We start from the raw sequence: 22,124 nt of genomic DNA, 5'->3' as shown, positions 1-22,124 counted from the left end.
TCGGCGCGCCGGGTCAGAAAGCGCTGCCGGTGCCGGGCAGCCGGAAACCGTTCCAACCGGGGCCATTCCAACCCGGGCCGTTCCAGCCGGGGCCATTCCAGCCGGGGCCGCGATCCCAGCCGCGATTCCAGCCACGGTCCCAGCCGCGATCCCAGCCCGGCCCGCGGTCCCAACCGCGGCCACGGTTGTTGCCCTTGCCGCGATTCCCATTGCCCTTACCGTGCACTTCTTCCACCGTCACGGCACCGGGCTCGGCGACAACGGCGGTCTCCGCGGACGCGGGGGCCGAGAAAGCAACGGCCACACCGGCCGCCACCGCGACCGCGGCGACCGCTCCTGCCGCCATCCGGCGCGACAGATTCTCGGAATTCGTCATCGTGCACATCCTTTCCGCCCCACCGAAAACGACGGGGAAAGCCGGTCGGAACCGCACTGGGCCGATCCAACCACAACTACTGCCTACGTACGTAGACAGTAGATAAATGCCGGGCGCGGAGCAAGCACGCCGAGTTCACGATCTCGCGCACCTCACGCCCGCGAAACCCGGCACGTATTCGCCTCGCACACACCGCAGCCGGAGTTCGAAGAGCAGGATAGTTGCGCTGCGGCTTCGCGATAACGCCGCGCCCGATATGCGAGTACATCGGCACGACCACATGACCGGATCCTGGCACCGATTATTTTCGGGTGGATCTGCCGTCGGGACCTTCGGGGTGTACGACAGACAGGAGGCAGGTATGGCGAGACCGACACGATCGAGCACGACCTCGGTACGGGCGAACGGTGTGGATCTGGGCATCGAGAGTTTCGGCCGCGCGCAGGATCCGCTCGTGCTGCTGGCGGGTGGCACGACGATGTTGTCCTGGCCCGACCCGCTGTGCGAGCGGCTGGCGGCGGGCGGGCGCCGCGTGGTCCGCTACGACCTGCGCGACTCCGGCGCATCGACGACCGTGGACCCGGAGAATCCGGCGTACGACCTGCGAGACCTGGTCGCCGACGCGGCCGCGCTGGTCGAGGTGCTGGGGGCCGGGACCGCTCATCTCGGTGGTATCGGGGTGGGCGGGATGGTCGCTCAGGTCGCCGCGCTGGATCATCCAGACGTCTTCTCCGCGCTCACCCTCGTCGGCACGCGGCCGGTGGCGCCGGGCCCGGTCGATGCGGACCTGCCGGACCACGACCACGCGGTCCTGGGCGCGCTGTTCTCCCGTCCGATGCCGGATTGGACCGACCGGGACGCTGTAGCCGAGTTCGCCGCGGCAGGTGCCGAACCGCTGGGCAACGATCCGGAGCAAGCGCGAACGACGGCGGCCCGGATCTGGGATCGGACACCCTCCAGCGATCCCGCGGTGCATCAGGCGAACCAACTCGGGATGGTGTTCTCCCGCATCGACTGCGCCCCACGCTGGCGCGACCGGCTCGGTTCGCTCGACCTCCCCACACTCGTGGTGCACGGTCGAGCCGACCCGTTCTTCCCGGTCGGCAACGGCGAGGCCCTCGCCGCCGAAATCCCCCGCGCCCGACTGCTCGTTCTCGACGATATGGGAACCGCGCTGCGGCATAGGGCGGCCGACCAGGTCGCCGCGGCCATGCTCGCGCTGTAACCGCCACGGCCGGTAGGCAATTCGTCGGTCCGGCCGCCCACACGGTGCAGATGCCGGACTCGCCGGGGAACTCGTTCAGCCCGCCGACCCGCTGGGAAGGCCCAGGAGATATTGGAGCGGTGTGGGGGCGGGCGGCTGCGAATTGTCCGGGACCGCACCGGTGTACCCCGCGTCCCGCACCACACCCCTGTGGGTGGCGCCGGATTCCCAGCGCGGCTGGGGATACACGTAATAGCCCGGGCCATTGCTGTAGGTTCCCGTGTAATAGGGCGGGTCCTGCACCCATCTGCCGGGTTCCTGCTCGACCGGGCAGTCCGCGCGCAGACCCACCCAGCTGTGCGGTCCCACCCAGGTATGTTGCCCCGGCACCGTGACCCATTCCTGCGTCGCTCCGGGGTTGTGGCAGATCGCCTCCCAGTCGATACGGTGGGTCTGTTCGGTGTCGTTGCGGCACACCGTTCCGGTGCACCAGATTCCGGGCGCGAGCGTATGCGTTTCCACCTCCGGCCCCCGATCAGCGGCCGCCTGCGGCGCCACAATCCCCAAGGCCGCAATCCCCAGTGCCGCAACCCCGATGGCCGTACTCGCTCGTCGATTCACGTCGTCCCAACTCCTGTCCGAGCCATACCTGACTGTCGGCAATGACAACGGCCCGGACTTGCAATCGACTTAACATCGACTTGGCCGGCTACACCCGGCCCACACCACGACAGCGGTAACCACCGCTACGCCGATCCGCCTCGACAGCCCACGCCAGCGCAGCACACAAGCCACCGACCATTCCGGCTCCAGCCAGCAAAATCCCCACGCCGACAACGACGGTGGCGAACACAGGATTCCCGAACCCGAAGTACAGAGCGAACGGACTCGCCGACACCACGCCGACAACACCACCGATCAAACCCGCGATCAGCACAGCACGGTCTTTCATGACCCGACTCTAAACCTTCGACCAGGCGATTCCCCGGCCCGAGAAGCCCTGGGGATTCGATCGGCACGGTGCGTGCTGCGGCACGTTGAACCGGCTGCCTCTCGACACTTGCCAATTGAGTTGAACTCAACTTACCATCGGGCGGTGAGCAAGACAGTAACCGCGCGCGGCAGCGCCGCGCGCCAGAATCTGTTGCAGGCCGCGGCGGATGAGTTGCGGGAGACCGGGCAGTTGGAGGTCGCGGCGGTCGCACGGCGCGCGGGCGTCAGCACGGGGCTGCCGTATCGGTACTTCGGCACCCGCACCGGATTGCTGATCGCGGTGCTCGAGTCGTTCTACGATCGGCTCTGCGAGGCTGCGGCGCTGCGCGAATACACCGAAACCAGCTGGGCTGCAAGGGAACAGCATCGGATCCGGGATTGGGTAGGGTTTCTCTACGGGGAGCCGCTGGCCCCGATCGTGCTCGGTGGCCTGGTCGGCGACGGCGAGGTGGCGGCCGCGCACACCGCGCGGCTGACCATGCTCGTCGAACTCGGTGCCCGCAATATGCGACGTGCCCAGCACCAGGGCGAAATCCCGACCGATCGAGACCCGGAGTACCTGGCCGCCGCCACCCTCGGCGGCACCAACGCCATGGTCTCTGTCGCGCTCACCCGTACCCCTCGTCCGGCTCCGGAGTCCGTCATCGACCAGCTCTGGGCGTTCGTCTCCGGAGCTGTGGGACTCAGCGAAGAGGAAGACACACCATGAACCACGAGACTCCCTCCTATGGCACTGTCACCGAACTCGAAGATCTGGGCAGCGACCTGGCGCGCCGCTACAAGTCGACCGAAAGCTCCGGTTTCACAGTGGATTCGGCGGTGGTCGACACCGATATCACTGCCCTCGAACGTGACGGCTACGTCGTCCTCGAGGACCTGATCACGGCCGAGGACTGCGCATGCATCCGCGAAACCGCCGCAAAACTGCTCGATCACACCGGCCGCAACATGTTCGAAGGCCAACGCACCCAACGGCTCTACAGCGTGCTGGACAAGACCCGCGACTGCGACCGCCTCGTCGATCATCCGCGCGTACTGGCCCTGCTCGACCGGCTGTTCCTGCCGAATTACCTACTGTCCCAACTGCAGGTCATCAACATCCTGCCCGGCGAGAGCACGCAGCTGCTGCACCACGACGACGCGTTCTACCCGCTCGCCCGGCCCCGCCCGCCGCTCTCGGCGGCCACGGTGTGGGCCATCGATCCCTTCACCGCGTCCAACGGCGCCACCGTCGTCATCCCGGGCAGCCACCGCTGGGCCGACCGGCGGCCTACCGACACCGACCCGATCATCAGCGTCGAAATGTCACCGGGGTCGTGCGTGTTCTTCCTCGGAACCCTCTGGCACGGCGGGGGCGCGAACCGCTCCGACCATCCACGCCTGGCCGTCACAGCCCAGTACTGCGAGCCCTGGCTGCGACCTCAGGAAGCCTTCACCCTGTCCACCGGCCGCACCACCGCCCGCACCGTCTCCGAACACATCCGCCGCATGCTCGGCTACAGCATCCACCCTCCCTTCATCGGCCAGGTCAACGGCATGCACCCCAAACGCCTGCTCGAAACACCCTGAACGCCGCTGACATAACCGGCGCCCCAGGCCGCCCAGCAAACTCACGTCGGTGACTTGTTGGCCGCCGCGAAGAAAAGGTTGGCCACTCCCACCGGCACGAAAACCCAGAGCCACCACTTCAGCGACTTCAGGCACGCACCCCTCAGCCAATCGGCCCGACGCCGGTAAATCCCCGAATCCGTTGCCGCCCAAGCCAGAACGAAGCCCAACGTCGCCAGATACTGCAGCGCAGTCCGAACCGGATCATGCACGACGATGGCGGGGATGGTCAGTCCGAGCGCCACACTGAACGCGACGGTAGCGAACCGCGTGGCCCGCACTACCTGTTCGAGACCTTGCGCGATGTCGGTGCGCTGCGCCAGGGGTTCCCAGCTCTCCTGCACCGCCCCGACAGTTTCGTCCCGATTTTCCGGCGTGCGAAGGCGCGCCTCCCGGAGTCGCCGAATTCCTTCCTTCGCCTTGGTGGGCAAGAGTTTGACCACGCCCATGGGCGGCCTGGCAAAGCCTTTCTCGTACAGGAGCGTAGAACCGTCCGGCCGGAGCCGCAGCACCCCGACCCCGCGCCGTGGGCTGTCGACGATTCTGCCCCGCCGCACTGTCTGCCAACGCTGAAGCTTGACCTCCACTTGATGCCCGTATCGGTACTTGAAGGGGCGATTGTGGTGCCGACAGCGACTCCATTCCCCTGCCACCCAGTTACGGCAGGGCCACCCCTTACTCGTATGCGGATAGGCGCAGTGAACAGGCCAGAAGAAGCCCCGCCACGCCCAGATCGCACCGGACACCGCGGCAAGGTAGACGGGGAACAGACCACCGATCCACAACGACCACGGTATCGGCGACAACGCGTCGAGTTCCTCCGATACCCATTGCAAGGTCGAAGGAAGCAAAGAAAGATAGTCGTTCGTACCGGCCGCCACCGCATCGCCCCCTCAGCCACATCTCGTGTCGCCCAATGCCATTGACGATTATGGCGCACGCTCAGTCATCCCGGATGACTTTGCCGGTACGACAAGGAAACACGCCGTTACACCGGCGGATGGGGCTCCGAGGCCGAGGCGAGACCGCTCGGCAAATACCGGCCGACAGCCGCTGCGGATCCCCGTTCAGGACCCGGGTGAACGCCGATGCGGAACGTGGAGACCGTGCGCGACGACATCTGCGGAACGTGGAGACCGCGGCGGTAGGATCGCGCTGACCTTCGCCGACGGTTCGGAAGGGGCGGCGTGCGGGAACTTCACGTGGTAGGCATCACCATCGAGCATCTACCGATCGAGGGTGCCGAACCCCGGAGGCAGGCTGTCCTGTGGCTGCGCGCGGCCGATGGCGACCGCCGCTTTCTGCCGATCCATGTCGGGGATGCGGAGGCGACCGCGGTTGTCTTGGCTCGGGAGGGCGTAGTGCCGGTCGAACCACTGACGCACGACCTGGTCGGAAACCTCCTTGCGGCGCTCGGACATCCCCTCCTTGAAGTACGAGTAGTGGGTCGGCGGGAGGAAAGGTTCGAATCCGAGTTGCTTTTCCACGGCAATGTACGAGTTCCGGCCCGCACGTCGGACTCGGTCAATATCGCGATGCGGGTGGGCTCCCCGATCTACGTCGATGAACGAGTGTTGAACGAGTACGGGGTCGATCCATCACCCGGCGAGCAGAACGAGAGCGCGACTGTCTCCGATCAGGCAGCTGGCGTTTCCACTGAGGATGCATGACGGAATAGTCATTGCGGCAGGGAATTTCGGCGGCGCTCGTACCACCGTTGTAGCCACGCCACCGCGAGGGCGAGAACGCCCACCGGCAGGTAGTAGGCCAGTGCGCCGAAGACGGAGTCGTTGGCGGTCAGCGCCGCTGCCGAGATGAGCAGGATCGTCGCGGCGGCAAGCCAGGAGTATCGCCGCAGAGCAGGTGCGGCAGGGACCGCGCAGAGGACGACCGGTACTGCTGACAACGCGACCAATCCCGCGCCGTATCGCGCGAAGATCGAATTGCCGCATACGGCATCCATATTCACGGCTTCGCAGGAGGAGATTTGGTACAGCGGTTCGGTTGCGACGAACACGCCCCACAGGGCCGCCGCGACTGCCACGACCAACCACACCACCCGTGGCAATGCCATGAACCGACGACCTCCATCCGTCAACGCCGTCCCGGCACGGCCATATCCGTCCAACGACAGGACGACCCTAGCTGCCCGGCGTCCGACGGGCCGAATGTGCGTTGTGCTCCCGGGCCGTCGCCGCGGGCTGACGGTGCCGCGCCGACCGAGTCCATCATGTTGCGGGCACCGGTTCGGGTCCTCGGTGGGTTTGCCGCGGTAAGACTCAGGGCGGCGGATGCACGCCGTCGCGGACTTCGGCGACCGTGCGGGACAGCATCTGCCGGAGCTGGGCGGTCATTCGAGTGGAGTCGGTGGGTTTCACCGTGACGGTGCGGTCGCCGAAGCAGGCGTAGCGGCCGTCATCGGCCCAGTCGATGATCTGAAAGTCCTTGCGGCCCTCGGTGTGGCGGTTGTCGGGGCTGCCCCACGGGTAGACGGCGATGTGGAATGTCGCGGTGGTCGGGCGGTTGAACAGGCGTGTGAGCTGGTCTCGCGGGGCGATGACCCAGGGGTCGTTGCTGGTGGGGCGGTCCAGCTCCGCCACCGGGATGGATACCGTTCGGCCTTGTCCCGCAGCGCATTCGGGCAACTTCGCGACCAATGCGGAGGCCACCCGCTCGGCAGCGAGGAACGTCAGGTGGATGTCGCCGCCGGTGGTGTCGTCCGGGCCGGGGCGCTGGACCGCGATCGCGCCGTGGCGGTCGTGCACCGCGGCGTGGATGCGGATGCGGTGTTCGCGGCGGTGTCCGCGAAATCCCGAGATCTCGACGCGGGCCTCGGGTGCCAGCAGGACGGTGACGGCGCGTTCGAGATCCTCGTCGAGCCGCGGGAGAACCGTGCTCGCCGCCCGTTGCCGACTGCGGTTCACCTCCTCCTGGGTGTGTTCGGTGGTGAACCGGTGCGCCAACGGGTAGGGCAGCACATCTCGGCCGGTCGAATCCCAGAGCACTCGGAACTCGGCCGCGCTGAACCGCCACTGCCTGTCAGCGCGCATTCGCGGGCCTCTGCACGCGGCTACCTGCCGCACCGAAGATGTTGCTGGCCAGACATTTCCGACCCTTCGGGCGCGCCGACAGCACGGCCGCCGTCATGTGCCGAGAACGGGAGGTACCGTCTTCGGCAGGTCCGGGATACCCGTCAGCTCGTCACCGTGCTCCTTCGTCACCAGGTATTCGGGAATGTTCTTGGTGCGGTCCTCGTCCTTGTCGCCTTTACCGCGGCCCGCGGCGGCCGGGCCTCCCATGCCCGGCATGCCGTTGGCGCCGCCACGACCGGCGGACGATCCGGGCCGGGCACCGGCGTCGGCGGCTGCGCCGGGGCGTCCGGCGAAGGGCACGCCGGCGCCGACTCCGCCCGGTCCACCCTGGCCGACACCGCCAGCGCCGACTCCGCCCGAGCCGCCGGTGCCGATGGGTCCGCCGGAACTTCCGCTGCCGCCCCGAGGTAGGGACGAACCGGGTACGTTCGAACCGGTGCCGTTCGCGTCCACACTGGCCGCAGTCGTCGACGCCGGATCGGTAGCAGTCAGGTCCCCCGAATTCTCCGTGCCTGCCGACTGGCCCGTGACGGTCGGGTCGGGCTGCGAATTCTCCGTGCCCGTGCCTTGCGGCCCGGGACCATCTTCACCGGCAGTCGGCGTCGGGGGTTTGGCGTCCGGACCGGTCGACGGGATGGGACCACCGGTTGCGGTGCCGCCGGGCTTCCACGGTGGCGGCTGGTCACCGGGCGGGCCGGGTTTCGGCTCGTTGGGCTTCGGGATGAGCGGGACGTTCGTGTCGCTTTCCCGTACAACGGGTGCGTACACGGTTTGCAGCACGCGTTTGGCCTCGGCGTAGGCGTTGGCGTACGCCGTGTCGTCGTTGCGCCAGCCTCGGCCGGCTATCCAGTGCCGGAGATTGCTCGCACCCGAGCGATGCTCCGGCACATGCGGCACAAGATCTTTCGTCGGTTCCAGGCCCGTCCGCAACTCCGAGAGCTTGCTGCTGGTCAGCGCGGCGGCCTTGGCGACCTGCGACGCCTGGGTCGTGTAATCGGTGACGGCCTGCGCGGCGGCCTTGCGCGACTCGCCACGCCAGATGTCCTCACCGGTGGCCTTCCCCATCGCCAGCTGGAACGTCTGCAGCGAGGTCGTCTCCTTGACCCCGATCTGCCGCCACGCCTGCACCAGATCACCGACGGCCTTCAGGTCGATCTTGTCGACCTTCCCGCGCAACGTCGCCAGGTCGTGTCGTTCGAAATTGTCTGTGCTGTGGACGGATTGGGGCCGGAACCCGCCCTCGAACCCGATCTTCGACGCCTCACCACGAACGGAATCGCGCTGCCGGTTGTACCGGTCCTGCACCTCGCTGGGGCTGGTGGCGTCGGGAATGTCCTCCCCCGCGATCCAGCTCGTCAATGCGCGTCCCATCCGCGAACCGATCGCGGGTAGGGACATATCGGGAATTCCGTAATAGGGGTACGACACGACGATTACCTACCCGTCGGATCGGTGGAGCCGATCTCACCGGCGTTGTCGACGTCCTGGCCGGTGAGCTGTTTGATGGAGAGGGCCATGACTTCGCGCATGTTCTTCACGGTGTCGATGTGGTCCAGGATGACCTGGTCGATAGAGTTCGGCTCGCCGGTGGCTTGCTTCAGGAAGCCTGCTTCGAGTGCACGACCCATATCGAAATCGCCGAACCCGGAGACGCGTTGAGTGAACCGCGCAGTGTCCAGCATGATCTGAAGATCTGTCAGTCGCTGGTCACAGGCCGCGAGGCACTCACGTGCTATCGCTTCGTCATCCAGATACAGGCCACCTGAGCGAGCTTGCTCGGCCAAGCGTTGCCATCTCGCTGCTTCTTCTCCGGCCATTGTGAACGCCCTCCCCGTTGCTATTGCGGCAGAAGTGGAACCAATTGCTCGCCGACCGTATTGAGTGATAGGCAAGGATCGCCTGGGCTATCGATGATGGCGCTGTTGCTGATCGTCAGTTGAACCACACCCTGAGAAGCAGGGAAAGCGACATCACAAGTGTCGGCTTTACTCGCTCCTTCGACACGCCACTGCCGACCCGTGCGTCCCGCGATCACTACGTCTTGAAACTCGACGTTACCCGGCTTGCTCTCGATCTCCTGAACCGATCGTTTACCGGAGAACACGCCAACTGTGTACCGTTTCCCCCTCCAACTGCAGATCTCCCACCCGCTCTGGTGCACCCCCGCGATCCCGCTCTCCTTAGTCCTCGGATCCACCCCCGCACGCTGCAGCGCATCGTCCGGAATCTGAGTACACGGATCCCACAACTTCGCCTCGGCGCTACTCGTCGCTGCCCCCGTCGAGCCACCCTCGTCCCCACCGTTGCACGCCCCCAGCCCCGGGGCCAATGCCACCAGCAGAACTACCGCGAGTCGGCGTGTCATCGACCGCCCCCTTCAGCTCGATCCCCTGCCGCATCGTGACCGCCTGACCTTACCAAACCACGTGCGCCTCCCGTCGCCTCGTGACCGCCTCCTCGGTAGCGAGCCGGCCCGTTCATGTCTCAGCGTTCGCCGAGTACTGATCGACCAGATACCTATACGAAGCCGCCATCGCGGCGTACTCGAAGATCGGCCGCAAAGCGATGGTTACGTGCCGACCCACCGCCGACGAGTAGCCGTCGGCATTCACCGCTAGGTCGCAGGACACCTGCCGAAGCAGCACGTCCATTTCGTCGTCTGTCGCGTACACGGTCAGTGTGCATTCGAACGGCACATGCGCCAGGCCATAGTCGTACCCCTTCAGCCGCACCGCGGCCTCGGCCAGATCGGATACCGGGCCGAATCCCGTCACGCACGGAATCCCATCCCCACCATCGAGTTTGCGCACGCTGTCCCCCAGCGACAGCGCGACCGGATGAATCGCATCACTCGACACCGAGCCCGGGCCTTCGCGATCCGGCGGCCCCAGCCCTATGGCAATCTGCCAGACGTAGCGGCCGTCCATCGCGGCGCCTCCCTCACCCATTGCGGCGAACCTCTCGATGCTTCCACTGCGACTCCTCCCCTGACGCAACATCTCGGCTCCACTACCTCAGACGCACCACGCCGACCAACGGTTCCAGCCATCCCGAAAGTCATGACTGGTTGTCCCGGCGTTCATCCGACACCGTCTCGATCCGCGACCAACACCTCGGAGGGTCCAGCGTCCACACCTCCACCATCCCCCTGACTACATCCATCCAACCGCCGAGGTGCCCCGGCGTCGGCACGATAACCACACCGGTGCCGGGCAGCCCCAGCGAGGACAAGAGCAGCGGAAACCACAGGTCGGAAGGCTCTACGAAGATCGCCCGCAGATCCCATTCCTGTTCCACTGCCAAGGCGCGAATCTCTCGGACGTATCCGTCGACCGACGACGCCAGGTCAGCCCGAACGATGCCGTAGCCGCGCCGGTTCACCGGGCGCTCCACCTCGTCATTCGGACAGCCACCGCTCGATGAGATCGAGCGTGGCGGCGGAGTACAGCGGCACGCCGTCGTCGGCGTCCAGCAGCACCCAGGCATCGGTACCGCCCAGCCCGTGGACAAGGCGGTAGCCCGCCCGTGCGGCCCGCTCGGCGAGCAGCCGCACCGAGCGAGAGTCCGAATCGGATGTCAACGAACCCTCCTTCCATCAGCTCGATTCGATGAGCCCTGCTGAGTGGCAATGATTTCCGTCCAGTACTCGTGCCGGATCGCATCCCACAGCGGCGAGAGATCGGGGAAACGCTCGCGCATCTGCGCCAGATCCGGCGCGGTGGCGGCAACGGGCGCGGACAGCAGCGGCCTCGATCCGGATGTATTGCGGACAAGCAACATTCGAATGCGGTGCCGATCGATCCGCCAGATCGCCTGCCAGCCGCCAACTTCGGTACGCCGATCGCTCATCCCGAGCTCCCGCTCCGCGACCCGTCGCCTGGGTCGGCACAGCCGAGCGGCATCGCCAGCTCGGAGAGCCGATCGAGCACCTGACGCAATGTCTCGGCGGTCGGAGCAGCGGGCGGAGGTATCTCGATCCGCAAAGGTGGGTATGCGAGGCCGCGCGCAGCGGCACGGTCCCGAGGAGTGAGCGATTGCGGTGCGAGACAACCTGTTCGGACCAATGTGTGGTACGCGGCGGCTTTCCAGACACATCGCTCGAGACTGCACTCGCGATGCCTGCGCATCTGTTCATGCGCCAACTCGGCATCGGCAAACCCGCACACCGTCGGAGGTGACACACTCCCGTCGTCACCCATCACGCCGCTCCAGCACAACCGGCGAGCCGGCCGATTTCGGCGAACCGCCGCCACCGCACGGACTCTGTTGTAACCTCTTCTCCTGCTTGAAAATTCGTCACCATTTCGAACCTTCTCCCTTCGGGAACATTCGGGTCGGCCTTCATCGGACGAAAGTGCTCCGGTGACCGTTCTGGACGCTTCGGCGACCGAGCACGTGATAGATGTTGCTCAGGTCACAAGGCCGGCGGAAGGTAGTGGGCACGCAGGTCTCAGCAATCGGCAGCAACAGGCAGGGAGGGTGCCGTGGCGGACGTAACGATGTGGACCGGGAGACACGTCAAAGCTCTGCGGGAAGCGACCAGAAAAACTCAGCAGCAGTTGGCGGAAGACTTGACATGTGCGCAGCGCACAGTGAGTTTCTGGGAGAGCCGCCCCAACGCACAAGTCAGCATCGCCTTCCAATCGCGCCTCGACACGGTTCTGATCAACGCGGACCATGGGAGCAAGAGACGATTCCACGAACTGACGGGAGACCTGGACGTGAACCGTCGAGACTTCCTAACCACGACTGCGGCAGTAGTTGGCATGTCGACCCTGCGGGGTGACGACACACCCATCGTCGGCGCTGATGCGATCGAACATCTACGAACCACGGTCCACTCTGCGGTGCAACTGGACGATAAACTCGGCTCCAATGCAGCGCGCCCGATAATCGAAGCGCAGGCTCGGACGTGCACGGCGCTGCTGCGCGAATGTCCGGCGAATCTCAAACGCGAACTTCAGTCGCTTGCTGGCGAGGCTACGGCCAGCAACGCATGGGCAGTCTGGGATCAGGGGGACACCAAGCGCGCCGACGAGTTGTTCCAACTGGCTTACACGCACGCTGAGGAATCCGGAGACACAGACTTGGCGGCCGGAATCCTCTGTCATCGCACTCAACTGGCGGTCTACACACACCAGTACATGCGGGGCGCTGACTTGGCGGACGCTATGATGTTGATTCCAGCACGGGATGGCCGAGTCATCGACTTCCGAAGGCTTTGTGCAGCACAGGCTTTCGCCGCCAGCGGTCGTAACCGCGACGCCTGGGCACAGTTGGGTCGTGTCACCGACGATCACCATGAGCAGACCACTCCAGGTGAATCGTACTGCTACTACCAGTCGCGGTGGACAACGGGCGCGCTCACAGCCCGCTGTCTGGAAGCGTCCAACGAGATGGATGCTGCGGCCGATACGTTGCAGACGATGTTGCCGCTCATCCCTGCACACGCAAAGCGTGACCAGGCGCTATGGAATCTCCATTTGGCGAGTACCGCGGCTGGAATCGACATCGACCGCGCATGTACAGCGGCACGCACAGCAGTCGACCTCACTCGAGGAAATGCCTCGCCGCGCGTCCGCCAGGTCTACGCCGACACCAGGGCTCAAATGATGCCATGGGAATCCGCTCGTGCCGTACGTCAGCTAGATGAGTACGCCACCGGAGTCCTCGCCTGAAGTCGGGGTCGAGGTAATTCTACGAACTGACGGGAGACCCGGATGTGAACCGACGAGACTTCCTGGTCTCGACTGCGACGGCAGTGGGCATATCGGCCCTTCGAGGAGACACGCCCGTTGTTACTGCCGACTCCATCGAGCGTCTGCAAACATCAGTCCACGCGGCAATCCAATTGGATGACAAGCTTGGTGCGAATGCCGTCCGACCGATCATCGAAGCACAAGCCAAGTCATGTACCGCATTGCTGCGCGACTGTCCGACGAGCCTGAAACCCGCGCTCCAGTCGCTAACCGGTAAAGCCACCGCCAGTACCGCCTGGGCGGTGTGGGACCAAGGGGAGTTGCAGCGCGCCGATGAGCTGTTCCAGCTGGCGTACCGGCACGCGGATGAAGCCGGAGACACCGATGTAGCGGCAGGGGTACTCTGCTGCCGCACGAAGTTGGCCCTCGCCACCCGTCAATATTCGCGAGCCGCCGATTTGGCGGACGCGATGCTGTTGATCCCCGTACGTGACGGTCGAATGGTTGATTTCCGGAGGCTCTGCGCGGCAAAGGCTTTCGCAACAGCGGGCAGGCACCGCCATGCGTGGGCGCAATTGGACCGTGGCACCGACGATTTCGCCGAGCAGACCACTCCGGACGAATCTTATGCCTACTACCACTCGCGGTGGGTCACTGGTAGGACGACCGCGCAATGCCTGGCATTGTCCGGTGAATTCGCCGCCGCCGCTGACAGAATCGAAGCTACACTGCCGCTCATCCCCCCGCACATGAAACGGGACCGAGCGAAGGGATACCTCGAACTCGCGCGAGTCGCCGCAGAGACCGACATCGAACGGGCCTGCACAGCGGCCCGCGACGCGATCGACCTCACTCGCGGATGGACCTCATATCGCGTCATGCAGGTCTACGCCGACACCAGGGCCCGAATGGCACCGTGGGAGACCTCTCGCGCCGTACGCCAGCTGGACGACTACGCCACCGGAGTTCTCGCCTGAAACTGCATGTACGGGGCCCTCGACATAGGAGCGGAGCCCGAGGATTCCTACGCAGGCGAGGCATACTTTCGTCGCCGCCAGCATGACAGGTGGGTCCAATGACACAGTCTCGCAGCGATATTCAGAAGGCGAATATTTCGGTGCAAGAACGTGTCAGGTCGTCGGCCGACCATGGGGAGAGGAAGCGGATGAACCCTACACCGGGGGTCAGGTTTCTCCAGCTGGAACTGCGGCATGAGCTTCCTGACGTTTACAGTGCGCACGGGAGAGCGCTGGCGGAACGTCGGAGCGGCGCAATCAGATTCCATCAGACGACCAGGGGAAGGGAGCAGTGGACGCCTGGATCGGGGTCATTCTGGGGGCGGCAGTGCTCGCCCGCCTCGCGGGGTCCGAGTGGCTCTACATTCCCCTGTTCGTGGCCTTCTTCCCTTTCTGGCTGCCCGGTGGAGTTTTGACCGCCATCCTGGCATTCGGTGCGGCGCGGCGATTCGCGCGCTGCGGACCGTTGACGAGTGAGGACGTGGTTGTCATCCGTACGCATCCGGCTTTCGCTGCCGCTCTCGGAGACCGAAATGACTTGCCGGAGAGGTGAAGTCCGCCCGGAATCGGGCTGGCCGCTCATGCCTCGGGTGGAGTGGTCCCCTTCGCTGATCTGGTGGCCCCCGCGGAAGCCGCCACCACGCACGCGATCCCGCCCCACTGCTGGAAGTTGAGTAGCTGGCCCAGGACTGCCAGGCCCGCCAAGGCGGCGACGGCGGGTTCGAGGCTCATGAGGACGCCGAAGACTCGGGGTGGGATGCGGCGGAGGGCTTCCAGTTCGACCGAGTAGGGCAGGACCGAGGAGAGCATTGCCACGCCGAAGCCGACGGCCAGGACGGAGGGTTCGAGCAGGGCGGTGCCCGCGCTCGCGATGCCGACGGGGGTCATGAGGACGCCGCCGAAGGCCATGGCTAGGGCCAGACCGCCTCCGCCGGTGGTCTTTTCGCCGAGTTTGGCGCTGAGCAGGATGTAGCACGCCCAGCAGGCCGCGGCGGCGAGGGCCAGCAGTACACCCGTCCAGGCGACCGGGCCGTCGGCGTGGGTGAGCAGCAGGACGCCGCCGCCGGCCAGCACCGCCCACACCGGGTCGACCCAGCGGCGGGAACCGCCCAGCGCCACCGCGAGTGGGCCGAGGAATTCGATGGTGACCGCCATGCCGAGGGGAATGCGGTCGATCGACTCGTAGAAGCACAGGTTCATCGCCGCCAGCACGGCACCGTACGCCAGTACGACCGGCAGCGCCCGGCGATCGATGCGCAGCGAGGAACGCCAGAAGGCCAGCAGCACCACCCCGGCGAAGAACAGTCGCAGCCCGACCGCTCCGGCGGGTCCGGTGGCGGCGAAGAGCTTGTTCGCCACCGCGGCGCCGACCTGCACGCTCACGATGCCGGTGAGCACCAGCATGGTCGGCGGCAGCCCGCCCAGTCGCTGCCGCACCCGCATTCTGGAAAGTGTTTGCGGTAGTAGCGGTTTCCGCCCCCATCCGACCTCGATAGCTACCACGGGCACTCCCTTCCGACTCGCGGTGGGCGACGCCGTGCCCCTTGCTCCGGCAGCATCCCCCACCACCGAGACATGTCCGGACGATGCGAAACCCCATCGCCCACTTCCTCTCCCGCATCGATCGCCGCCTACGCTCCTCCAGCCACCCGGCGACATGCGGCTCTTCCTTTGTACACAGGACCGGCGCCCGGCCGTCAGGACTTGGCCAGATACTCCAGGCGCTCGGAGTCCACGGCCGCGTGCATCATCGTCGCCAGACCCGGATGCTTCCGAAGACCGGGATCTGCCTCGACCACCTCGCGGGCGAACTGCTGCGCGGCCGTGATCACCTCGAGATCGTCCAGCAGCGACAGCAGGCGCAGGCTGCGAGCGGTACCGGACTGCGCGGACCCCAGGACGTCGCCCTCGCGGCGTTGGCGCAGGTCCAGCACCGACAGCTCGAAGCCGTCGAGCGTGCCCGCGACCGCCTCCAGCCGGACCATGGCGCTGCCCATCGGCGAGGTCTCGGTGATCAGCAGGCACAGCCCGGCGTGCTTGCCGCGGCCCACGCGGCCGCGCAGCTGGTGCAGCTGACTCACGCCGAAGCGATCGGCGTCGACGATCACCATCACCGTCGCGTTCGGGACGTCCACGCCGACCTCGACGACGGTGGTGCAGACCAGCACGTCGATCTCGCCCTCGTTGAACGACCGCATCACGCGGTCCTTCTCGTCGTTCGGCAGTCGTCCGTGCAGCAGACCGACCCGCAGGTCCGCCAGTTCGCCGGCGCGCAGCGTCTCGTAGACGTCCACGGCGGCGTGGGTGGTCGGGGCCTCCTTCTCCTCTGCGGATTTGCCCTTGCGACCCTTACCCGTTGCGCCTTCCTCCTCGTCGCCGCCGATGCGCGAGCACACCACATAGGCCTGCCGCCCCGCCGCCACCTCCTCGCGGATGCGTTCCCATGCCCGGTCCACCCACTTCGGATGCATCTTGGCGGGAACGACTTTCGTGGTGATGGGCGAACGGCCGCGCGGAAGTTCGGTGAGAGTGGAGGTTTCGAGGTCGCCGAGGGTGGTCATGGCGATGGTGCGCGGGATCGGGGTCGCGGTCATCACCAGCAGATGCGGGGTGATGCCCGGCTTGGCCTTGGCGCGCAACGCGTCCCGCTGTTCGACACCGAAGCGGTGCTGCTCGTCCACGATCACCATGCCCAGGTCGTAGAACTCGACCGCGTCCTGGATCAGCGCGTGCGTGCCGATCACGATGCCCGCCTCGCCGGTGACCGCATCCAGCAGCGCCGCCTTCTTCGCGCTCGCCGACATCGACCCCGTCACCAGCACCACCTTGGTGGCGTTCTCCGCCGCGCCCAGCTCGCCCGCGGTGCCCAGATCGCCGAGCATCGCGCGCAGCGACCGATAGTGCTGTGCCGCAAGCACTTCCGTCGGGGCCAAGAGCGCGCACTGCAACCCGGCGTCGACCACCTGCAGCATGGCGTGCAGTGCCACGATCGTCTTGCCGGAGCCGACCTCGCCCTGCAACAGCCGGTGCATCGGGTGGGCGCGGGACAGGTCGCCGGAAATCTCGGCGATGACCTTCTGCTGCCCGGCGGTCAGCTCGAACGGCAGGCGGCTCTCGAAGTCCTTGGCGATGCCGTCGTTTCGGGGCGGACAGGAGTGCGCGGCGCGGCCCTCGGCGTCGTGGCGGCGCTCCGCCAGCACCAGTTGCAGGGCCAGCGCCTCGTCGAAACGCAGGCGTTCCCGCGCCCGTTCGATATCTGACTTGTGCTCGGGCAGGTGGATCAGCCGCAGCGCGTCGGTGACCGCCATCAGCTCGCGTTCCTCGCGAACGTCCTGCGGCAGCGGGTCTTCGATCGGATCGAGCTGATCGAGCACCTGGCGCACACAGGCCAGCACGTCCCAGCTCTGCACCTTCGCGGTGGCGGGGTACACGGGGATGTACTCGCGCTCGAAGAACGAGACATCCACGCCCTGCGCGCCTTTCGCGCTCTCGGCCAGACCGCGCAGACTGCCGGAGCCGCGGACCGAGGTGAGGTTCTCCACCGACTCGCCGACCTCGGGCAGAATCAGATACGACGGGTGTGAGAGATTCCAGCGATCCGGTCGCCAGTAGTGCACCGTGCCCGACATCATCGCCCGGACGCCCTGCTTCACAAGGTAATTCACCTTGTCGCCGTTGAAGAAGGTGATCTCCACGGGACGATTGGCGCCGGTGTCCAGCTCGACCTTGAGCAGGTTGCCGCGGCGCTGGCGCATCGGGCGCTTCTCGGTCTTGGTCACCCGGCCGACCACCGTGATGTGGGCGCCCTCCTCCGGAGCCTCCTCGGTCAGCGGCTGGCCCTGGGTGGCGTAGCGCAGCGGGTAGTGCCGCAGCAGGTCCTCCACGATGTGCATGTCGAAGGCGTCGGCCAGCGATTCGGCGGCCTTCACGCCGAGCACGTGGTCGAGCCGGTCGCCCAGCGTCGTCATCTATTCCACCCCGATCTGCACCAGGTCAGCGGCTTGCCCGCCGTCGTAGGTGATCACCTCGACGCCCGGGAAGGTCTCGGTGATGTGTTCGGTCAGCTCCTCGCCCAGCCCGGGCGGGGCGGCGGCGCCCAGCAGCAGCGTGACCAGTTCGCCGCCCAGGCCGAGCATGCGGTCCAGCAGGGTGCGGGCGGCGGCGCCGGCATCCGCGTCGATCACGACGACATCGTTGCCGACCAGGCCGAGGCCGTCGCCGCGCTCGCAGGTGCCGACGATGGTCAGCGCTCGCTCCGGGGCCACCCGCAGCGCGCCCCAGCGGGTGGCGGCGGCGGCCTCCGACATGGCGAACACGTCGTCGGCGGCGGTGCGGCCGCCGTCGTGCAGGGCCAGAGCCGCCAAGCCCTGCACCATCGAGCCGCTGGGCAGCATGAGCACATCGCGCCGGCCGTCGCGGGCGGCGACGCTGACGGCCACCAGTTCGTGTGCGGGCAGGGCGCCGTTCGGTAGCACGACCACCTCGCGGTGGGGCATCTCGCGGATGGCGGTGAGCAGGGCGTCGGCGGTGACGTCACCTTCCAGCACGACGGCGCCGGCGTCCTCGAACAGCCGGGCCGCGCCGGGGCCGCCGACCACGGCGAGGATGCCGCGGTCGGGCGGACCGGGCATCTCCGGCGCGGACACCAAGCCCTCGATCCGGATGTCCCGCACTGTGCCCGCCGCCAGGCCCGCTTCGACAGCCGCTCCCGCATCGGCACAGTGCACGTGGGCCGACCAGGTGCCGTCGCCGTCGCCGACCACAACCACCGAATCCCCCAGTCGCGCAAGAGCTTCCCGCAGACACTCGATCCGCTCGGCCTCGGCGTCGGTCAGCAGGTACATCACCTCATAATGCGGCCGTGCGACAGCGGCACCCGCGGCACAGCAGACCGCCGCCCCCGCCGAATCGGATTGCGGCGCTGTGGGAACGGCCGGCGGAGCCGGGACGGGCGACCCGTCGCGGGTTGCCGGCTCGGTGGCGGTGGCGCGAGTCGAGTTCGGCGGGACCGCATCACCGTTACTGCTCGACACCGCGCGCACAGATTGTGTGTCGCGTCGTTCCGAGGATGCGCGAGTGGTGATCGGTTCGGACGGGCGGGACGGCACCCGCTCGGAGCCGAGGTACGCGGGGCGTGACGGTACCTGGCCGGTGACCGTGGTGACCAGGGCGTCCAGCAGGACCAGCAGTCCACGCGCTCCGGCATCGACCACGCCTGCCGTGCGCAGCACGCTCAATTGAGAGGGAGTGTCGCCCAACGCTTTCGAGGCGCCGTCCGCGGCGGCCAGGGCGACTGCCGCGAGGGTGTCCTCGGCGCAGTCCTCGGCCCGGTCGGCGGCCGCCTCCAGCACCGTCAGCATCGTCCCCTCGACCGGCACGCTCAACGCGTCCCGAACCAGCACCGCCGCCCGCCGCAGCGCGACCCGCAGTGTCGCTGCGGTGAGCGGCCCGTCCGCTACGGCCTCGGCGATCCCGCGCAAAACCTGAGACAAGATGATTCCGGAATTCCCCCGCGCCCCCGCAGTCGCCGCACGCGCCATCGCGGTCCCCACCGCCCGCTCGAGAGACACCGCCCGCTCGAGAGACAACGGCGCACCCTCCCCCAACGCGCTCGGCGCTGCCCCACTGCGCATACCCAGCGCCACCTCACCGCGCCCATCCACCTCACCGCGCCCATCCGCCTCCGCGCGCCCACCCACCTCCGCTTCCGCGCACACGTCCGGCTCCGCGCCCCCACCCAGTTCCGCTTCCGCGCGCACATCCGGCTCCGCGCGCACACCCGGCCCCCCACGCCCACCCAGCTCCGCTTCCGCGCACACCCCGGGCGTGAGGTCCTCGTGCACGCCCGGCACCGCGGCAACGGCCTGGGTGGCGGCGCGCATGGTGGCGAGCATGTTGGTGCCGGTGTCGGCGTCGGCTATGGGGAAGACGTTCAAGGCGTTGATCTCGTCGCGGTGGCGTTCGAGTCCGTCCAGGCAGAGCCGGGCCCACTGCGCCAGCGCAGCGCCGTTCAACTCATCCCGGAACCCGGGCACGTCACCGTCCTCTCGCCGTCACCGTTCGCGCACATACCCCGCTCGCCAGGGTAATAGGAGGGTCCGACACGGCAGCAGCGCAGTGGGACATCGCGCGGCGACAATGCTGTGCGCCATCTCACGCCATGTCCACACGCGCGCCCGGCGGCACGGACCGCGATTGGACATTGGTCATCGGCCCCCGCTACTCTTGCAAAGTTGCCTCACGCGACCGGTGCTCGGTTGCGTTCGCCCGCGGATCTCCGCAGGCAGGCATTGACGACAAGTTTCCGGACAGGCTGTCCCGCGAAGACAGCGGTCCCCACATGACATGAAGGAGCTCGCGACTATGGCTGCCGTCTGCGACGTCTGCGCCAAGGGCCCCGGCTTCGGTAAGTCGGTTTCGCACTCGCACCGGCGCACCAACCGTCGCTGGAACCCGAACATCCAGACTGTCCGCGCGCAGGTCGCGCCGGGCAACACCCGTCGGATGAACGTGTGCACCTCCTGCCTCAAGGCCGGCAAGGTCGTACGCGGCTGAGCTGCGCGAACTACCGAACGGCGCCCCGGCGCACCCGTGAGGGTGCCGGGGCGCCGTTGTCGTTGCCGGGGGCGACACAGGAAGAGCCATGACCGGACGAACGTGGCGCATCGAACCGCTGGCCGCCGAGCACACCCACAGCCTCGCCGAATGCCACATCGCCTGCTGGCGGGAGGCCTATCGGGGGCTGGTGCCGCAGCACGTACTCGACGCGTTCGATGTCGAGCGCCGCGCGGCGCAATGGGAGCGCGTCCGCCTGCGCTACCCCGATTCCACGGTGGTCGCGCTCACCGGAGACACCGTCATCGGATTCGGCAGTGGCGGACCGGCCCGGGACGACCCGCCGGTGACGGCACGTGAGGTGAATGCCATGTATGTGCGGGCCGCCTGGTACGGCACCGGCGTGGCACACGAACTGATGCGCGCGGTCCTGCGTCCCGACACCGACACGTCGCTGTGGGTGTTCGAGGACAATCCGCGCGCCCAGGCGTTCTATCGTAAATTCGGCTTCGAACTCGACGGCTCCCGCCGAGTCGAAGCCTTCACTCCCGCATGGGAAGTGCGAATGGTCAGTTCGCCCCGCCGATGCACTGCACGTCGGAACTGATGCTCTGCAACGCGCACAGTCCGAAGGCGTTCACATTCGACGACAGCGAAGCCGAGCCCGTCTGCGGATCGTAGAGCGCCAGCACCGGCGCGGCCTGCTCGGTGACCGTCTCCTGCGGGGCCGCGGGCTCCAGCGGGAGCGGCGCGGCCTCGGCGACCGCGGACGCGCCGAGGATGGCCGCCCCGGCGGCGACGGTGACGACAGCGCCACGCACGGACTTGTTCTGCATGCAACTTCTCCTGGTTAGCTCGAACCGACACAGCCCCGGTCAGGGCAGCCGCCAGTCGACCGGAGCGGCCCCCAATGTACCCAGCAATTCGTTGGTCCGGGAGAACGGCCTCGATCCGAAGAATCCACGCGAGGCAGACAGCGGTGAAGGATGGGCCGATTCGATGAACGGGACACCGCCGAGCATCGGCTTCAGGGTCGAGGCGTCGCGGCCCCACAGGATGGCGACCAGCGGCTGATCGCGGGCGACCAGCGCGCGAATCGCCTGTTCGGTCACCGCTTCCCAGCCCTTGCCGCGATGCGAGGCGGGCTGGCCGGGCTGCACGGTGAGCACTCTGTTCAGCATGAGCACACCCTGGTCCGACCACGGCGACAGGTCACCACAGGACGGCGTCGGATGCCCGAGATCCTTGGAGTATTCGGAGAAGATGTTGGCCAGGCTGCGCGGGACGGGCGAAACATCCGGCGCCACCGAGAAACTCAGCCCCATGGCGTGGCCGGGGGTCGGGTACGGATCCTGGCCGACGATCAGCACCCGCACCTTGTCGAAGGGCCGCTGGAAGGCCCGTAGTACGTTCTCGCCCTTGGGCAAGTAGCCGCGGCCGGCGGCGTTCTCGGCGCGCAGGAATTCGCCCATCTCGGCTATCCGGTCGGCGACCGGTTCCAGCGCCTCGGCCCAGCCCGTATCGATGATCTCCGACAGTGGTTTTCCGCCCATGTCGGGACAACATAGCGTGGCGAGTCGC

The 22,124-nt window shown here is 67.0% G+C and carries 27 protein-coding genes; 9 read left to right on the top strand and 18 right to left on the bottom strand.

Annotated features, from left to right (window positions below; all coding sequences use genetic code 11):
- Positions 1-13: 13 nt before the first annotated feature.
- Positions 14-376 carry a hypothetical protein gene (locus NWFMUON74_RS10345; RefSeq protein ID WP_187687605.1) on the bottom strand — a complete coding sequence of 121 codons (363 nt, stop codon included), beginning with the start codon at positions 374-376 and terminating at the stop codon, positions 14-16.
- A 361-nt stretch (positions 377-737) separates the two neighbouring features.
- On the opposite strand from NWFMUON74_RS10345, the gene NWFMUON74_RS10340 reads away from it, so the two are divergent.
- Positions 738-1,601, top strand: a complete 864-nt coding sequence (locus NWFMUON74_RS10340; protein WP_187687604.1) for an alpha/beta fold hydrolase — start codon at positions 738-740, stop codon at positions 1,599-1,601.
- 75 nt (positions 1,602-1,676) lie between these two features.
- On the opposite strand, the gene NWFMUON74_RS10335 is transcribed toward NWFMUON74_RS10340, so the two are convergent.
- The gene (locus tag NWFMUON74_RS10335) at positions 1,677-2,201 is read right to left on the bottom strand and encodes a hypothetical protein (protein WP_187687603.1); all 525 of its coding nucleotides are present in this window, start codon (positions 2,199-2,201) and stop codon (positions 1,677-1,679) included.
- An 88-nt stretch (positions 2,202-2,289) separates the two neighbouring features.
- Entirely contained in the window at positions 2,290-2,532 is a 243-nt protein-coding gene (locus NWFMUON74_RS10330; protein WP_187687602.1) for a hypothetical protein, read from the bottom strand.
- Positions 2,533-2,676: 144 nt separating this feature from the next.
- Between NWFMUON74_RS10330 and NWFMUON74_RS10325 the strand changes: the two genes are divergently transcribed.
- Together NWFMUON74_RS10325 and NWFMUON74_RS10320 are read left to right on the top strand one after the other, a co-directional pair.
- Entirely contained in the window at positions 2,677-3,282 is a 606-nt protein-coding gene (locus NWFMUON74_RS10325) for a TetR/AcrR family transcriptional regulator (protein WP_187687601.1), read from the top strand.
- The gene (locus NWFMUON74_RS10320) at positions 3,279-4,142 is read left to right on the top strand and encodes a phytanoyl-CoA dioxygenase family protein (protein WP_187687600.1); all 864 of its coding nucleotides are present in this window, start codon (positions 3,279-3,281) and stop codon (positions 4,140-4,142) included. Before NWFMUON74_RS10325 ends, NWFMUON74_RS10320 begins: the two co-directional genes overlap by 4 nt.
- 41 nt (positions 4,143-4,183) lie before the next feature.
- Here NWFMUON74_RS10320 and NWFMUON74_RS10315 read toward each other — a convergent pair whose 3' ends face one another.
- Positions 4,184-5,062: a hypothetical protein gene (locus NWFMUON74_RS10315; protein ID WP_187687599.1), complete on the bottom strand. Its 879-nt coding sequence runs from the start codon at positions 5,060-5,062 to the stop codon at positions 4,184-4,186.
- 321 nt (positions 5,063-5,383) lie between these two features.
- On the opposite strand from NWFMUON74_RS10315, the gene NWFMUON74_RS10310 reads away from it, so the two are divergent.
- Positions 5,384-5,851, top strand: coding sequence for a bifunctional nuclease family protein (locus NWFMUON74_RS10310; protein ID WP_187687598.1), 468 nt, complete (start codon positions 5,384-5,386; stop codon positions 5,849-5,851).
- Between the two features lie 8 nt (positions 5,852-5,859).
- On the opposite strand, the gene NWFMUON74_RS10305 is transcribed toward NWFMUON74_RS10310, so the two are convergent.
- The 9 genes from NWFMUON74_RS10305 to NWFMUON74_RS10265 all read right to left on the bottom strand — a co-directional run bounded on the left by NWFMUON74_RS10305 (position 5,860) and on the right by NWFMUON74_RS10265 (position 11,122).
- On the bottom strand, positions 5,860-6,255 hold the full coding sequence (locus tag NWFMUON74_RS10305) for a hypothetical protein (RefSeq protein ID WP_187687597.1): 396 nt from the start codon (positions 6,253-6,255) through the stop codon (positions 5,860-5,862).
- 205 nt (positions 6,256-6,460) lie between these two features.
- The gene (locus NWFMUON74_RS10300; RefSeq protein ID WP_187687596.1) at positions 6,461-7,231 is read right to left on the bottom strand and encodes an ESX secretion-associated protein EspG; all 771 of its coding nucleotides are present in this window, start codon (positions 7,229-7,231) and stop codon (positions 6,461-6,463) included.
- A gap of 93 nt (positions 7,232-7,324) precedes the next feature.
- Complete coding sequence (locus tag NWFMUON74_RS10295) at positions 7,325-8,701, bottom strand: hypothetical protein (RefSeq protein WP_187687595.1); 1,377 nt, start codon at positions 8,699-8,701, stop codon at positions 7,325-7,327.
- A gap of 5 nt (positions 8,702-8,706) precedes the next feature.
- On the bottom strand, positions 8,707-9,090 hold the full coding sequence (locus NWFMUON74_RS10290) for a hypothetical protein (RefSeq protein ID WP_187687594.1): 384 nt from the start codon (positions 9,088-9,090) through the stop codon (positions 8,707-8,709).
- Between the two features lie 20 nt (positions 9,091-9,110).
- A complete protein-coding gene (locus tag NWFMUON74_RS10285; protein ID WP_187687593.1) occupies positions 9,111-9,638 on the bottom strand; it encodes a DUF3558 domain-containing protein in 528 nt (175 codons plus the stop codon).
- A 112-nt stretch (positions 9,639-9,750) separates the two neighbouring features.
- Complete coding sequence (locus tag NWFMUON74_RS10280) at positions 9,751-10,200, bottom strand: hypothetical protein (RefSeq protein WP_187687592.1); 450 nt, start codon at positions 10,198-10,200, stop codon at positions 9,751-9,753.
- Between the two features lie 130 nt (positions 10,201-10,330).
- Positions 10,331-10,666, bottom strand: coding sequence for a hypothetical protein (locus NWFMUON74_RS10275; RefSeq protein ID WP_187687591.1), 336 nt, complete (start codon positions 10,664-10,666; stop codon positions 10,331-10,333).
- 4 nt (positions 10,667-10,670) lie between these two features.
- Positions 10,671-10,853, bottom strand: coding sequence for a hypothetical protein (locus NWFMUON74_RS10270; protein WP_187687590.1), 183 nt, complete (start codon positions 10,851-10,853; stop codon positions 10,671-10,673).
- Complete coding sequence (locus tag NWFMUON74_RS10265; protein WP_187687589.1) at positions 10,850-11,122, bottom strand: hypothetical protein; 273 nt, start codon at positions 11,120-11,122, stop codon at positions 10,850-10,852. The genes NWFMUON74_RS10270 and NWFMUON74_RS10265 overlap by 4 nt, the downstream gene beginning before the upstream one ends.
- Before the next feature lie 635 nt (positions 11,123-11,757).
- On the opposite strand from NWFMUON74_RS10265, the gene NWFMUON74_RS10260 reads away from it, so the two are divergent.
- From NWFMUON74_RS10260 to NWFMUON74_RS10250, 3 genes are all read left to right on the top strand, one after another.
- Positions 11,758-12,951, top strand: coding sequence for a helix-turn-helix domain-containing protein (locus NWFMUON74_RS10260; RefSeq protein WP_187687588.1), 1,194 nt, complete (start codon positions 11,758-11,760; stop codon positions 12,949-12,951).
- Between the two features lie 44 nt (positions 12,952-12,995).
- Positions 12,996-13,949, top strand: a complete 954-nt coding sequence (locus NWFMUON74_RS10255) for an NsdA family TPR-like regulatory protein (RefSeq protein WP_187687587.1) — start codon at positions 12,996-12,998, stop codon at positions 13,947-13,949.
- A 331-nt stretch (positions 13,950-14,280) separates the two neighbouring features.
- Positions 14,281-14,541 carry a hypothetical protein gene (locus tag NWFMUON74_RS10250; protein ID WP_187687586.1) on the top strand — a complete coding sequence of 87 codons (261 nt, stop codon included), beginning with the start codon at positions 14,281-14,283 and terminating at the stop codon, positions 14,539-14,541.
- 26 nt (positions 14,542-14,567) lie between these two features.
- Here the strand turns inward: NWFMUON74_RS10250 and NWFMUON74_RS10245 are convergent, their stop codons facing one another.
- The 3 genes from NWFMUON74_RS10245 to NWFMUON74_RS10235 form a co-directional block, all read right to left on the bottom strand.
- Positions 14,568-15,431, bottom strand: coding sequence for an EamA family transporter (locus tag NWFMUON74_RS10245; protein ID WP_232110942.1), 864 nt, complete (start codon positions 15,429-15,431; stop codon positions 14,568-14,570).
- A gap of 254 nt (positions 15,432-15,685) precedes the next feature.
- On the bottom strand, positions 15,686-17,956 hold the full coding sequence (gene recG, locus NWFMUON74_RS10240) for an ATP-dependent DNA helicase RecG (protein WP_187687585.1): 2,271 nt from the start codon (positions 17,954-17,956) through the stop codon (positions 15,686-15,688).
- Positions 17,957-20,023, bottom strand: a complete 2,067-nt coding sequence (locus NWFMUON74_RS10235; RefSeq protein ID WP_187687584.1) for a DAK2 domain-containing protein — start codon at positions 20,021-20,023, stop codon at positions 17,957-17,959.
- Between the two features lie 328 nt (positions 20,024-20,351).
- Between NWFMUON74_RS10235 and rpmB the strand changes: the two genes are divergently transcribed.
- Together rpmB and NWFMUON74_RS10225 are read left to right on the top strand one after the other, a co-directional pair.
- Entirely contained in the window at positions 20,352-20,543 is a 192-nt protein-coding gene (gene rpmB, locus NWFMUON74_RS10230; protein ID WP_011210730.1) for a 50S ribosomal protein L28, read from the top strand.
- A gap of 88 nt (positions 20,544-20,631) precedes the next feature.
- Positions 20,632-21,150: a GNAT family N-acetyltransferase gene (locus NWFMUON74_RS10225; RefSeq protein ID WP_187687583.1), complete on the top strand. Its 519-nt coding sequence runs from the start codon at positions 20,632-20,634 to the stop codon at positions 21,148-21,150.
- On the opposite strand, the gene NWFMUON74_RS10220 is transcribed toward NWFMUON74_RS10225, so the two are convergent.
- Both NWFMUON74_RS10220 and NWFMUON74_RS10215 read right to left on the bottom strand, forming a co-directional pair.
- Positions 21,113-21,379, bottom strand: coding sequence for a hypothetical protein (locus NWFMUON74_RS10220; RefSeq protein ID WP_187687582.1), 267 nt, complete (start codon positions 21,377-21,379; stop codon positions 21,113-21,115). The genes NWFMUON74_RS10225 and NWFMUON74_RS10220 overlap by 38 nt on opposite strands.
- Before the next feature lie 39 nt (positions 21,380-21,418).
- Entirely contained in the window at positions 21,419-22,096 is a 678-nt protein-coding gene (locus NWFMUON74_RS10215; protein WP_187687581.1) for a uracil-DNA glycosylase, read from the bottom strand.
- Positions 22,097-22,124 lie beyond the last annotated feature (28 nt).

This window comes from Nocardia wallacei, assembly GCF_014466955.1.
Classification (GTDB): Bacteria; Actinomycetota; Actinomycetes; order Mycobacteriales; family Mycobacteriaceae; genus Nocardia; species Nocardia wallacei.
Note: the sequence above shows the minus strand (reverse complement) of the source record. Positions and strands in the feature narration are given on the sequence as shown.